A 14,377-nucleotide genomic window follows, 5' to 3' on the forward strand; every position below is an offset into this window, starting at 1 on the left:
CGCTGTAACCTGCGCTGAAACCCCTGCGCCAGAGCCCTCGAACACCCGAGAAAGTTTTTCAGAATCAAGGCCTTTCTCCCGAGGTTTTTTCCTTTATCTGTCACCGGAAGCTGCGAACTTCTTACCCATGGCCTCACCCACACAACGCTCTCAGAGCAGGGCAGAGGATCTGAGCGCCATGGCGTCATGCAAGAACCATTGACCTCCGTACAAACACGACGAAAGGAGATTCTTCATGTTTAAGCGCACTATGATCGCAGCTTCCCTGGCCGTAGCCGCCCTGGCTTCGGCTCAATCGATGGCCGCCGTGGTCGGTGGCGGTGCCACCCTGCCACAGAACCTGTACGGCACCACCGCCGGTACCGGCATCCTGGCTTCCTCGACTCCAGGCTTCAACGCTTACATCGGCGTGGGCAGCGGCGCGGGCAAGCTGGCGTTCTTCAACAACGACGCCACCAAATTCAACCTGGCTGCCGGCACTACTGTCGACTACGCCGGTAGCGACTCGATCGTCAGCGCCGCGGAACTGACCGGCTACAACGGCAGCGCCACCAACGGCCGTGCCAGCTACGGTCCGCTGATTCAGATCCCGGCCGAAGCCACTTCGGTCACCGTGCCTTACAACATCGCTGGCAAAACCTCGCTGAACCTCACCAGCGCCCAGCTGGCCGACATCTTCTCGGGCAAGATCCAGAACTGGAAAGACGTGGTCTTCGGCGGCGTGGCCGGTCCTGACCTGCCAATCAAGGTCGTCTATCGCACCGACGGCAGCGGCACCACCGAGATCTTCACCACCCACCTGAAGGCGGTAAAACCTGCTTCGGTACCTGGCGCCAGCAACAACTTCGCCACCGCCGTGGGCTTCAACCCAGCCACCAACGCTCCAGCCGGCTCGACCTACATCGGCGTTTCCGGTAGCGGCGCGATCGCTTCCACCGTGGCCAGCACCAACGGCGCCATCGGTTATGTCAGCCCTGACTTCGCCGAGTTCAACAACGCTGCCAAGGTAGCAACCGTCAACGGCTTCCTGCCAACCGCGGTCAACGTACAGGTCACCCTGGATACCGCGCTGCCACCGACCAACCCTGCCAGCGGCAAGGATGTCGCCAACCCACTGGACTGGGTTCCAACCTTCGCCAACCCAAGCAACGGCTACCCGATCGTTGGCTACACCAACCTGATCTTCAGCCAGTGCTACAAGGACGCCGGTGACAACCTGCGGATCCGCAACTTCCTCAACACCCACTACACCGGCGGCAACAACGCCGCTGTGGCCAGCCACTCCTTCATCCCGCTTCCAGCCAGCTGGCAGTCCGCTGTACACAACACCTTCTACAACACCGCCAGTTCCCTGCGCGTTGGCAACACCAACGTCTGCAACGGTATCGGTCGTCCGCTGTAAGGCCCCGCCACCGGCAGGGTTCGTGCAACAGCCGGCAATGGTTCAGGCCATTGCCGGCTTTCTCGTTTCCGCCTGTTGTCGCGCAGATGAACTTTGCATGACAGAAGTTCGGTCGCGCCTGCCCATAACCGCCTTAGCAGTAATCCCGCGAGTGTGCTTGCGTCGACCGTCGTACCCGCCATTCGCCCGAACCGTGAAAAGGATCCGCAAGTGATGCGCTCTGAGCCGAATCTGCCTGTTTCCCGACTCGTCAACGCCTCTGCCGCCGCCGGGCAGCCGGTGCTGCGGCTCAAGCCGCTGGCGCACGCCATTGCCCTGTTGATGCTCACCGGCACGGCCCAGGCGGCGCAGCCCCAGGCCTTCAGCGCGGGCTGGTTCGGGGCCATGGGGGCGAGCCAGGGTGCCGGCGCCGCGCGGCCCGCGGTGGCGCAGCCGGCCGGTACGCCACCGCCTTTGGCGCAACAGCAGCGGGTCAACGAGCAGTTGCAGCGTTCGATGAGCAACCTCAACAACACCGTGGCCGCCATCGCCGCCCAGCAGGCGGTACAGGCCGCCGGCCGCGCGGCCGCGTTGACCGGCCCGCAGACCGTGCATAACGGCCTGGGGGGCAATGGCCTGAATGTGGTGGTCGGGGCCGACGGCAAGCCGCTGTTCGTCAATGCCGAGGGGCCGGTGCAGACCGATGCCAACGGCAAGGCGCTGGTGTCGATCAAACAGACCGCCGACAAAGCCATCCTCAACTGGGAAACCTTCAACATCGGTCGCGACACCACCGTCGAGTTCAAGCAGAACGCCGATTGGGCGGCGCTCAACCGCATCAGCAACAGCACCGCGCCGAGCCAGATCCAGGGCGCGCTCAAGGCCGACGGCACGGTGCTGATCCTCAACCGCAACGGCGTGGTGTTCAGCGGCAGCAGCCAGGTCAATGTGCGCAACCTGGTGGCGGCGGCGACCACCTTCAGCGACGAGCAATTCACCAGCCGCGGGCTGTTCAGCGCCAGCGACAGCATGCCGACCTTCAGCGACGCCGCCGGCAAGGTCCTGGTGGAGCAGGGCGCGCAGCTCCAGACCCACGCCCCGGGCTCTTCCACCGCCAGCGGCGGTTATGTGCTGCTGTTGGGCAAGGAAGTGGACAACGCGGGCAGCATCACTACCCCGCGGGGCCAGGCCGCGCTGGTGGCCGGCGACAGTTTCGTGATCAAGAAGGGCTACAGCACCGACGGTAACCCGACCTCGACCACCCGCGGCAACGAGGTGGTTGCCACAGGCAGCGGCAAGGTCGGCAACCGTGGCTCGATCCAGGCGGCCACCGGCGACATCACCCTGAGTGCCCAGCAGGTGCTGCAGCAGGGCCTGGCCCTGAGCAGCACCTCGGTGGACGCCCGCGGCACCCTGCACCTGAACGCCAGGGGCAGCGACGCCAAGGTGACCCTGGGCGAGGGCAGCACCAGCGCCATCTTGATCGACAGCAGCACGGCCCTGGACAGCCAGCGCGCCGGCCTGCTGACACCGGCCTTGAACCAGGCCGGCAACGTGCCCCTGGCCGACACCTATCGCCGCGACCAGTCGCTGGTGGAAATCGCCAGTGGCGGCAGCGTGGATTTCCAGAGGGGGTCGATCACCCTGGCCACCGGCGGCCAGGTCGCGGTGAGCTCCGGGCAGCGCAGCCTGGTACGCGACGGCGCGGTGATCGATGTGTCGGGCGCGGTGGGCGTCAAGGTGGCGATGGAGTCCAACAGCGTCAAGGTCAATATCCAGGGCAACGAGCAGCGCGACGCCTCGGTCAACCGCGACAGCAAGCACCTCAACAGCAACGATGTCTGGGTCGATACCCGCGAACTGGTGCGGGTCCCGGCGGGGACCAACGGCTATGCCACGGACCGCTGGTACACCGCCGGTGGCTTGCTCGAAGTGGGCGGTTATCTGGGCACCCAGCCGCACAACGTCGGCGAGTGGATGGCCCAGGGCGGCAGCGTGCGCCTGGGCGGCAACGAGGTGGTGACCCAGCAGGGTTCGCAGATCAACCTCTCCGGCGGCACCCTGGATGTGCAGGACGGGATGATCCGCCAGACCTGGCTGCGGGCCGCCGACGGCCGCTTGTTCGAGCTGTCCAAGGCCCCGGGGGACATTCTCTACAGCGGGATCTACAAGGGCTTCGAAGAGCACAGCGTGCGCTGGGGCCAGACCGCCTATCACTACAACCCGCTGATCGCTCCCCGGGAGCGCTTCGAACAGGGCTACAGCGTCGGCCGCGATGCCGGCCGCCTGGAGGTCGGCAGCCGCAATGCGGTGCTCGAAGGGCAGATTGTCGGCGACACCTTCCAGGGCGATCGCCAGACCCAGGCCCCGCGCCCGGGGCTCGACGGCTACCGCCAGGTGCAGAACGCGGTGGCCCGCGGCGCGCAGCTGGTGGTGGGTTCCTATGTGCCGTACTACGTCAAGGACAGCGCCAGCCTGCAGTACGCCCTGAGCGCGGATGCCACTACCGTGAAGCAGGTGGTGCTGGGGCAGGCCGCGTCGATCGCCGACGGGCTGGACCTGGACACTCTTCTGCCCGAGGCGCGCAAGGGCACCCTGGTACTCGACACCGAGCAACTCAACGCTTTCAAGCTCGGCAGCCTCAAGGTCGCCGCCACGGGCAGCATCGTGGTCGACGGCGCGCTGCAGGTCAGCCCGGGCGGCGACATCACCCTGTATGGCCCGCAGGTGCAGGTCAATGCCGACCTGAGCGCCCATGGCGGCAGCCTGGCCCTGGGCAATGTGCTGCAGCAGATCACCAGCAACGGCAAGGTCGACACCACCCTGGCGGCGACGGCGGGCCAGCGCGCCACGCTGCAGGTCGGCAGTGGCGTACAGCTGGACGCCAGCGGCCTGTGGAGCAACCTGTTGCTGGACCCCGCCGACAGCAGTCGCTTGCCTTACCTCGACGGCGGCAGCGTTTCCCTGCGCAGCAGCGCCGATGTGGCGCTGGACCGTGGCAGCCTGATCGACGTGTCATCGGGCGCGGCACTGATGAGCGATGGCAAGACCCGCGGCGGCAAGGGCGGCGATGTCACCCTGGCGGCCAATGCCAACAGCGCGGCGGCCATCGGCACCCTCGAACTGGGTGGCGAGCTGCGGGGCCATGGGGTGAAGGGCGGCGGCACCTTGAGCCTCCAGAGTGGCAAGGTGTTGATCGGCGAGCGGGCCGCCGATACCGCCGCCGGCACCCTGGTGCTGGCGCCGCGGTTCTTCGACAAAGGCTTCGCCGCCTATGACATCACCGGCAACCAGGGCCTGAAGGTGGCTGACGGGGCGCAGGTCGAGGTGACCCAACCGGTCTATCTCTTGGGCGATCAGGCCCGGAGCACGGCGACTGGAGCAGACCCGGCCTCTGTGCTGGAACGCTGGCTACCGGGGCTTTACCAGGAAGACCCGACCAAGGCCGTACTCAGCCAGCGCCAGGGCGCGAGCATCAGCCTGCGGGCCGGCACCGCGCGCTCGAGCGCGGCGGACATGGCCAGCACCCAGCTGGTGGTGGGCAAGGGCTCGGCCATCCGTGTCGACCCCGGCCAGTCGATCACCCTGGGCAGCATCGGCCAGCTGACCGTGGACGGCACCCTGAATGCCTGGGGTGGCGCCATCGCCTTGCGCGGTATCCAGGTGGCGCCGGACGTGGCCGAGGCCGTCGAGGCCGCCGGCCATGGCCGTTCGATCTGGGTGGGGGAACAGGCGGTGCTGGATGTGGCCGCGCGAGCGGCCACGGCTATCGATGCCCAGCGGCGGCGTTACGCAACAGTGGCCGCGGGCGGCAGCATCGTGATCGGCGGGCAGATCGACCCGCTGACCGGCATCGCCAGCGCCGCCAATCAATTTGTGGTGGTGCGCGAAGGGGCGCGCCTGGAGGCTTCCGGCGCCCAGGCCATGGTCGATGTGGTGGGGCAAGGGCCGGTGGCGGTGGCCAGCAATGGCGGGCGTATTTCCCTGGCCTCGAACAACGGCCTGTACCTGGACGGCACTCTCAACGCCCACGCCGGTGGCAGCGGCGCCGCGGGCGGCTCGTTGAATGTGGCGCTGGAGGCACCGCTGTACCGCACCAGTGCGTCGCGGCGGGTACTCCAGGCGCGGGAGATGGTGCTGGGCCAGGCCAGCGTCGACAGCCTGCTGCCGGGCGGCGTCGGTCCGGAGGCGGTGCTCGATACCCTTGCCTACGGCCATGCCCGGCTAGGGCTGGACAAGGTCCAGGCCGGTGGTTTCGACAACCTGGCGCTGCTCAGCAACGGCCTGATCAGTTTCGACGGCGCGCTGTCGCTGGCCCTGGGGCAGAGCCTGCAGTTGTACGCCGGTGCCTTGGCGTTGAGCGATGGCGCCGCGGCCGGTTCGCGGGTGCAACTGGCCGCGCCTTATGTGCGCCTGGCGGGTGTCGGCGCGGTGGACGCGCCTGACCGCTCGATACGCCCCACGGTGCAGGGCGGGGTTTCGACCCAGGTGTCGACGGGAACCCTGGCCGTCATGGCGGGCAACGTGCTGGATGTCCGCGACGGGGTGAATATCGGGGCCCAGGCCAGCCCCGCCAGCAACCTGAGCCAGGCCATCGACCGTCGTGCCTTCGATGCGACGCAACTGATCAGCCAGGGCGACCTGCGCTTCCTGGGCAGCACCGTCAACGCGCGCAGTACCAATCTGGCGACCCAGGGCGACCTGCGGCTGGCGGCGGCGCAGATCTACCCGGCCACCGGCGCGGTGGCGCAGGTGCTCGCGGGGTATCGGGGCAATGACCGGGACTACGACCCAAGCCGCACCCTGAGCATCGGCCGCACCGGCAGCGTCGACCCGGCGCAACCCTATTCGGTGTTCGGCAAGCTGACCCTCGGCGCGGCGGTCATCGAGCAGGGCGGCGTGCTGCGGGCGCCTCTGGGCAATATTTCCCTGGGCACCCAGGACGGGATACTGCGTTACACCAAAGCCCTCGACCTGCTGCCGGGCAGCCTGACATCGGTCAGCGCCGCGGGCCTGACCCTGCCCTATGGCGGCACGGTGGACGGCGTGACCTGGCGTTTCGACGGCAAGCAAGTGGACTTGCTGGGCGTGGGCGGCACCAGCTCCAACGCCAACCTGGTGGTGGGTACGCAGCTGCTGGGGCAGTCGATCGACGTGCAACAGGGTGCGGTTCTGGACCTGTCCGGAGGCGGCCAGTTGCTGGGCGCGGCGTTCGTGTCCGGGCGCGGCGGTTCCACCGATGCGCGCTATAACCCCCTGGTGCAGTTCGGCGTCGATGGCCGCTTCACCTTGCCGGGGCTGGACACCAACCCGGTGTACGCCGTCGTGCCCGGGGTCCAGGCCAGTGTCGCGCCCAGCGGCGGCGAAGCGGGGGCGAGCGCACCGCTGGTGGGCCAGCAGATCAGCATCGACGCGGGCGTCCCCGGCCTGCCGGCGGGCACCTACACCTTACTGCCTTCGACCTATGCCCTGATGCCGGGGGCGTTCCGGGTCGAGATCAATGGCCTGGTGGCACCTTTCGGAGCCAACGCGGTCATCGGCAGCACGGCCATGCGCAATGGCTCCTGGTCCAGCGCCGGGCGGCTGTCCATTGCCCAGACCGGAATCCATGACAGCTTGACCCGGCAGGTGATCCTGACCCCGGCCGCGGTGCTGCGCAGTTACTCGCAATACAACGAAACCCCGTATGCCGATTTCGTGCGCAGCGATGCCGCGCGCCAGGGCGTGCCTCGCGCAGCGCTGGAGGCCGACGGCAAAACCTTGCGGGTCAGCCTGATTGCCGGCAAGAACGGTTTTTCCAACGGTTTCGAGTTTGCCGGGACCGCGCGTTCGGCAGCGGCCGCCGGCGGTTTTGGCGCGAGTCTGGAGGCGCTGTCCGGATTCAGCGACAGCCCCATCGAGATTCTGCCTACCGGGGGCACTGCCAGCGGCAACGGGGTGGCGTTCCATGCCGATGACTTGAATGCCATCGGCACGGCCCGCATGAGCATTGGTGGAGCGCCGACCGTGGTGTATGGCCAGGGCGGCAATTTTGCCGGTTTCGACGCGAACCGTGCCGCCGAGTCGGTGACGTTGCGCCAGGGCGTAACCTTGTCGGCCCCTGAAGTGTTCCTCGTTTCCGGCCGGCCCCGTGGCGCGATCCAGATCGAGCAGGGCGCCTCGATCAACACCCTGGGCCGTGGCGAAGCGGCCTACGACTCCACCGATGGTTTTATCTACCAACCCGGACTGCGCAGCGTGCTGGCCGTCTCCAACGGTGTGCTGCAAATGCTCGCGCCGACCGAGGGCGATATTTCCCGGGGGCCTGGCAGCATCTTGATCGGTGACTGCGCCCAGGCAGCCTGCCGGGGCGAAACTACGCTGTACTCCCAAGGCACCATTGCCTTTGCCACCACCAACACCTTCAGGCTGGGCGATGCGGTGCGCTACGGCACCCGTCACCTGGCCCTGGCGGTCGGCGGGGTCAATGTCGGCAGTCCAGAGGCCTTGGCCGCGGCCCAGGCGCGCAATGCCCTGCCGTCGGGGTTGACCCTCAACCAGGACGTCATGAGCCGCTTGCTGCGCGGCGACACCGCCAGTGGGGCGCCGGCCCTGGAAACCCTGTCGTTGACCGCCGGCCAGTCATTGAATTTCTACGGCAGCACCACCCTGAGCACCCTGGACGGCAACGGTCAGTCGATGCTCGACAACCTGATGCTCAGCACCCCGGCGATCTACGGCGCCGGTGCGGCCGGCGATGTGGCGCTGATCCAGACCGGCAACCTGATCTGGAACGGCGTCGCCGGCGCGCCTCCAGGGGTGATCGCCAACGGCGCGGGGACCGGCAGCGGCACCCTGGAGATCCAGGCCCGGCGCATCGAATTCGGCTATGGCCCCAACACTCAGCCCGATCCCTTGGCCGACTACGCGCGCCTGGCCCTGGGCTTCGCCAACGTCAACCTCAGCGCCAGCGAGCGCCTGACCGCCAACCACAAGGGCAGCCTAGCGGTGTATCAGGCCCAGGGCGCTTATGAAGCCGGCAAGGGCTTCGCCTACAGCGGCGGCAACCTGAATATCAGCACGCCGTTGCTGACCGGCGAGGCGGGTTCGGTCAACCGCATCACCGCGGGCGGCGACCTGCGGCTGAGCCGCACACCGGGCCAGCAAGCGGCGTTGCCGACCATCGACAGCCTCGGCGCCGAGGTGTCGCTGGCCGGCAGGAGCGTCGAACTGGACAGCGCAGTGGTCTTGCCCAGCGGCAAACTGACGGTGAATGCCGAGCAGGGGTTGAGCCTGACCGACAGCGCCCATCTCGACCTGGCCGGGCGCCAGGTCACCTTCAACGAAGTCAGCAAATACAGCTGGGGCGGCGATGTGATCTTGCACAGCCGTGAGGGCGATATCCGCCAGGCGAGCGGTTCGCTGATCGACCTCTCGGCCCGGAACAACCACGGCGGCAGCCTGAAAGCGCTGGCCGTGGGCGAGGGCGGTGGCCGGGTGGATCTGCAAGGCAGGTTGCTCGGTGCCAGCAGCGGGTATTACGACGCCGGCGGCACCCTGGTGCCGTACAAGGCCGGCAGCGTCGATATCCGCGCGCAGGCGCTGGGGGATTTCGCCGCGCTCAACCAACGTCTCAACCAGGGCCAGGTGTTCGGCGCCCGCAGCTTCCAGATCAAGCGCGGCGACCTGACCATCGGCAACGAACTCAAGGCCGGCGAAGTCAACGTTTCCGTGGATAACGGCCAGTTGACGGTGCTGGGCACCGTCGATGCCAGCGGCGAGCGGGTCGGCAGCATCCGCCTGGCCGCCAAACAGGGACTGACCATCGCCGGCGGTGCGGTGCTCGATGCCCATGGCACGGCCCTGCGGGTCGACAGCTACGGCAAGATCATCGATTCGCCGAACCGCGCGGTGGTCGAGCTCAATTCCGGCCTGGGCCAGCTGACCCTGGCCGACGGTGCGCGCATCGACCTGCGCCATGGCACCGCGGTCGCTGCCGGTACGGCGCCCGGCCAGTACGACGGCCAGGCCCGCGGCACCCTGGAACTCAATGCGCCGCGCCTGGATGCCAATGATCCGACCCTGGGCGATATCGCCATCGATGCCAGCGGCCGGCTGACGATCCAGGGCGCGCGCTCCATCGCGGTGAACGGCACCGCCCGTTACACCGACGCCCCCGCGGGTACGGCGCCGGCCGCCAGCGGTCGGCCGTACCAGGTGATCGATCAGGCCTACCTGGACGCCAAGCACCAGGACAGCCAGCGCTTTATCGACAACGCCTTGAGCAATGCCGGGTTGATGCACGGCAAGCTGGCCGGTCTGAACAACGCCGCCTATGCCGACGCCTTCCACCTGCGCCCGGGGCTGGAGATCGTCACCCCGGGCGATCTGGTGATCAGCGGCGACCTGGATCTCTCCGGCTACCGCTATGCCGGCGTCAATCCCCATGCGCAGAAAACCGCGGTCTACGGCTCCGGCGAGCCGGGCAACCTGGTGATTCGCGCCGGCGGCGACCTGGATATTTACGGCAGCATCAACGACGGTTTCGCGCCGCCGCCGCCGACCCCGGACGATGCCGGCTGGGTGTTGACCCCCGGTCGCCAGGCCTTTGGCGGCGACGTGGTGGTGCCGGGGCCGGGCGTGACGCTGGCCGACGGTAGCCTGTTCCCCAGCGGTAAGACCCTCAACTATGCCTTGCCGATCAAACCGGTGCGCCTGGCCCAGGGCACCTTGCTGCCGGTCGAGGCGACCCTGCAGGCGCCGCTGGAACTGCCGGCCGGCACTGTGCTGCAAGCGGCCGTGCGCGACGGCGCCGGCAATCAGGTGTATGCCGCCGGCACCCTGATTCGCGAGGCCGTGACCCTGGCCAGCGGCATGACCCTGGACGCTGGCACGCGGCTGCCCGCGGCCGCCTCGCTGGGCGCCATGACCTGGCCGGCCGGGGTGCCGTTGCCGAGCCTCGACAGTTTTGGCTCGAACAACCCGGGAGGCGTGCAACTGGCTGGCTCGCTGGCACTGAAGGTGGGTGCCTTGATCCCGTCGGAAACCGATATCAAGTTGCCGTCCGGGGTGATTTCGGTGCCGCTGCGCACGGTGACCGGCGGGCGCCAGGGGCGTAACTGGGCCATCGCCCCGTTGCTGCCGGAGGGCTCGCTGTCCTGGTCGATGCGCCTGGTGTCGGGGGCCGATACCTTGGCCGCCGACACCCGCGCGATCAAACCGGTGATGGCTGGCGACCTGACCTTGGCCGATACCCATTACGCGGTCTTCGAGGGGCACGAGACCATCATTATCCCGGGGACTCCGGAGCGTCCGGGCGGCGCATGGTTCTGGAACGAACTGGGGGTGTTGATCGATCCGAGTTTCGTCGAAGGCACGCGGGTCGCGCCGGCGGATGAAACCTGGTGCGCACAAGAAATGTGCAATCGCTTCAACTACGTCTGGAGCGATCTCGGGGTGTTGATCGACCCGAGCTTTATCGAGGGTACGCCGGTGACGGCGGAGTATGAGTCCTGGTGTTCGGATGGATTGTGTGTCTCGTTGGGCGAGGCCATTCCCGGCACGCCGGAGCAGGTCATCGTCGGCCCGGTGAACAGAGTGACGCCGATCACCCAGCACTTCAGCGTATTGCGCACCGGGACCGGGGATCTGGACCTGCTGGCGGCGGGTAATGTGGCCATGCAGTCGTTATATGGGGTCTATACCGCCGGGGCTTCGACGGCCGCACGAGCCGGCGATCTGCAAGCCGCTTTCGATCAGGCGCGCAGTCGGGGCAGCGATGGCAGTGTGCTGGGCAGTGCAGGGGCTGCTTACGAAACCCTGGTCAACGAGGGCCCAGGGAGTCTGTATGCGGCCTGGTATCCGGATCAGGGCGGCAACCTGCTATTGCGCAGCGGTGGCAGTCTGACCGGCGATGTGTTCAGCAACTACACCGAACCCCGTAATGAAAATGCCCGCGCTCAATTGGCCAGTACCAACCTGGGCAATTGGCTCTGGCGTCAGGGGACGGGCGATACAGTCGGGGTTACGCCGATTCCGGCCAGTTGGTGGATCAACTTCGGCACCTATGTGAGTGGTCGCGGAGCAGTGAACACCGGTAATCCCGATAGCAACCTGATTGCGCAGATGCCAATACTGGTGGGCTTTACCGGTATTGGCACCTTGGGCGGCGGCAATCTGACTCTGGACGTGGGGGGGGATGCCGGCTTGCTCAGCCGTCGTGGCGCGCCGGACGCGGTTTCCTCGCCACGCAGTCAGGGGTTGGTGCTGGCGGTGGGCAGCAGTGGTCGGGTGACCCCGACAGGGGAGCTGCTGCTGACCGGCGGTGGCGATCTGGATGTGCGCGTCGGTGGCGATCTGAACCCTGGATTATCGGCTCGGGCCGCCACCAGTACATCGGTCGTCAATCCAGTCTCCACCGATTACACCCGACAGAACCTGAGCTTGAACGGGGTCTTGAGCAACCTGCGTGGCGCGCTCGGCCTGCAAGCCTCGAGCCTGGGGGGAATTGCCTTGAGCTATGGCAGTCTCGTGCAGCTTAACGACAGCAAGGAGATCCGCGCCTACGACCCGTTTAACGCGTCCCTGGGCACTGCGACAGGGGGCATGGTGTTGATGCTCGGCGACGCCACGGCCAGCCTGGCCACCCGCGGCGATCTGGTGCTGGCCGGTACGGGCGACCCAGGGCGGACTTCTACGGAAAACGCCTCGGCATTCACCTATGACGGTACCTCTTATGGAACGGGGGGCTATGGCTGGTTTTCGTTGTGGACCCAGCGCACCGCCATCGATCTGTTTTCGGCGGGAGGCAGCCTGACCCCGAGTGTGCAGGCCGGTGATATAGGCAATAACGGTCAACCTATTGGCAACCGCAACAGCTCGCCGACCGATGGCCGATTCATTTTCCCTTCGCAATTGAGCGCAGTTGCCGCCAGTGGCGATGTGTTTATAGGCGGCTCGGCTCTGGGGGGCGCGATCAACAACCAGCAGTACTCGTTGCTGTTGGCGCCGTCGACCAATGCTCGCCTGGAAGTGCTGGCTGGCGATTCGATTTATGCCGGTGGGTATGCCATCAACCAGTCCGGAGCCTCTCTGAATGCGATGCCTACGCCTTTTACACCGGCATTCGCGGGCTGGGGCACGGGCTCCAGCCCCATAGTGACCAATCTGAGCAGCGACGGTATTACGATCCCGAGCATCAAGAACGAGTTCTCGTTGTTCGCCTTTGGCGCCAACACCGCCAACGGTCAGTTCGCCAGTGCTGATGTGGCGCGCTTTTATGCGGTTGGCGGTGACATAGTCGGATTGCGCAGTGGTGAGATATTGAACTTCACCCTCGGCCCACGGCTTGGACAAACCTGGTACGAAGCGGCGGGCCCGGTATGGATGAAGGCCGGTCGCGATATCGTCAACTCGGGAACGGCGCTGGGTGAGCGGACGGGGATCCCCAACATTATCGCCAGTTCGCTGGAAGATATGTTCGGTCGCGGCACCAGCAGCGGCAACCTGTTTGTGCATAACGACCCCAGGGATATCTCCATCGTCTCGGCCGGGCGCGACCTGCTGTTCAGCTCCTTCAACGTCGCCGGCCCCGGCGCCCTGGAGATCAGCGCCGGGCGCAATATCCTGATGCAGGACCGGGCAGCGGTGAACAGCCTCGGCCCGGTGGCGGCGGGGGACTCGCGGCCTGGGGCCAGCATCGTGATGCAGGCCGGGGTCGGGGCCGCCGGCCTGGATTACCTGAAGTTCGTCATGCCTTACCTCGACCCGGCCAACCAGGCGCAGGCCGATGTGCCGCTGGCCGGGCAACGGGGCAAGGTGGCCAAGGCCTATGAAGCCCAACTGCAGCAGTGGCTCAAGGAGCGTTTTGCCTTCGAGGGTTCCGGCGACGAGGCGCGCGGCTATTTCGCCAGCCTGCCGGCGGAGCAGCAGCGGGTATTCGCCCGTCGGGTGTACTTCGAGGAGCTGCGCGAGGGCGGGCGCGAGTACAACGATGCCGGCAGCCCGCGGCATGGCAGCTTTATACGCAGTCGCAGCGCCATTGCCGCCTTGCTGCCGGCCACCGACGTGGCGGGCAACCCGATCGTTTACGACGGCGATATCACGATGTACGGCGGCGCCGGGGTGCGCACGCTGTTTGGCGGCGATATCCAGATGCTGACCCCGGGCGGGCAGCAGGTGTTCGGCATCGAAGGCGAGGCGCCGCCGGCCAGTGCCGGGGTCATCACCCAGGGCGCCGGCGATATCCAGCTGTATTCCCAAGGCAGCATCCTGCTGGGGCAGAACCGGGTCATGACCACCTTCGGCGGCTCGATCCTCGGCTGGTCGAACGCCGGGGACATCAACGCCGGGCGCGGCTCCAAGACCACGGTGATCTACACCCCGCCCAAGCGGGTCTACGACCGCTGGGGCAATGTCACGCTGTCGTCGAACGTGCCGAGCTCGGGGGCGGGGATCGCGACCCTGGCGCCGATCGCCGAGGTGCCGGCCGGGGATATCGACCTGCTGGCGCCGTTGGGCACCATCGATGCGGGGGAGGCGGGGATCCGGGTCTCGGGCAACGTCAATATCTTCGCCTTGCAGGTGGTCAACGCGGCCAACATCCAGACCCAGGGCAAGTCCTCGGGGATTCCGGTGGTAGCCGCCGTCAACACCGGGGCCATCACCTCGGCCAGCTCGGCCGCATCATCGGCGACCCAGGCCGCCGAAGACGTGGCGCGCCAGCAGCAGGCGGCGTCGCGGCAGAACCTGCCGTCGGTGTTTACCGTGCAGGTGCTGAGTTTCGGCCAGGAACGCCTGGCGCCGACCCAGGACGGCGCCAGCCGGGCCAACCCGGCCTACAACCCGGACAGCCCGGTGCAGGTATTGGGCGCCGGGCCGCTGAGCGATCAGGCGCGGCAGCAGTTGACCGAGGAGGAGCAGCGGCAACTGACCCTATAGGTTCTCTCGTGGCAACACAGTTTGGGGCGATCGTCGATCGCCCCTTTTTTTTTGCAGACCAGGCACACCCTGTCCAAG

2 protein-coding genes are annotated in these 14,377 nt (G+C 67.0%); both read left to right on the top strand.

What is annotated here, in order from left to right; all coding sequences use genetic code 11:
• Nucleotides 1-235: 235 nt before the first annotated feature.
• Nucleotides 236-1,402: a phosphate ABC transporter substrate-binding protein PstS gene (locus tag ACQKQA_RS01195; protein WP_427552615.1), complete on the top strand. Its 1,167-nt coding sequence runs from the start codon at nucleotides 236-238 to the stop codon at nucleotides 1,400-1,402.
• Between the two features lie 213 nt (nucleotides 1,403-1,615).
• Nucleotides 1,616-14,299 (top strand): filamentous haemagglutinin family protein, encoded by a 12,684-nt coding sequence (locus ACQKQA_RS01200; protein ID WP_427552618.1) that lies wholly within the window; start codon nucleotides 1,616-1,618, stop codon nucleotides 14,297-14,299.
• Nucleotides 14,300-14,377 lie beyond the last annotated feature (78 nt).

Source organism: Pseudomonas sp. NPDC089530 (assembly GCF_050280705.1).
Classification (GTDB): domain Bacteria; phylum Pseudomonadota; class Gammaproteobacteria; order Pseudomonadales; family Pseudomonadaceae; genus Aquipseudomonas.

What these genes read in the sequence shown, in the direction of transcription:
- ACQKQA_RS01195 (WP_427552615.1), top strand. Translation starts at nt 236, where the DNA reads ATGTTTAAGCGCACTATGATCGCAGCTTCCCTGGCCGTAGCCGCCCTG.
- ACQKQA_RS01200 (WP_427552618.1), top strand. Translation starts at nt 1,616, where the DNA reads ATGCGCTCTGAGCCGAATCTGCCTGTTTCCCGACTCGTCAACGCCTCT.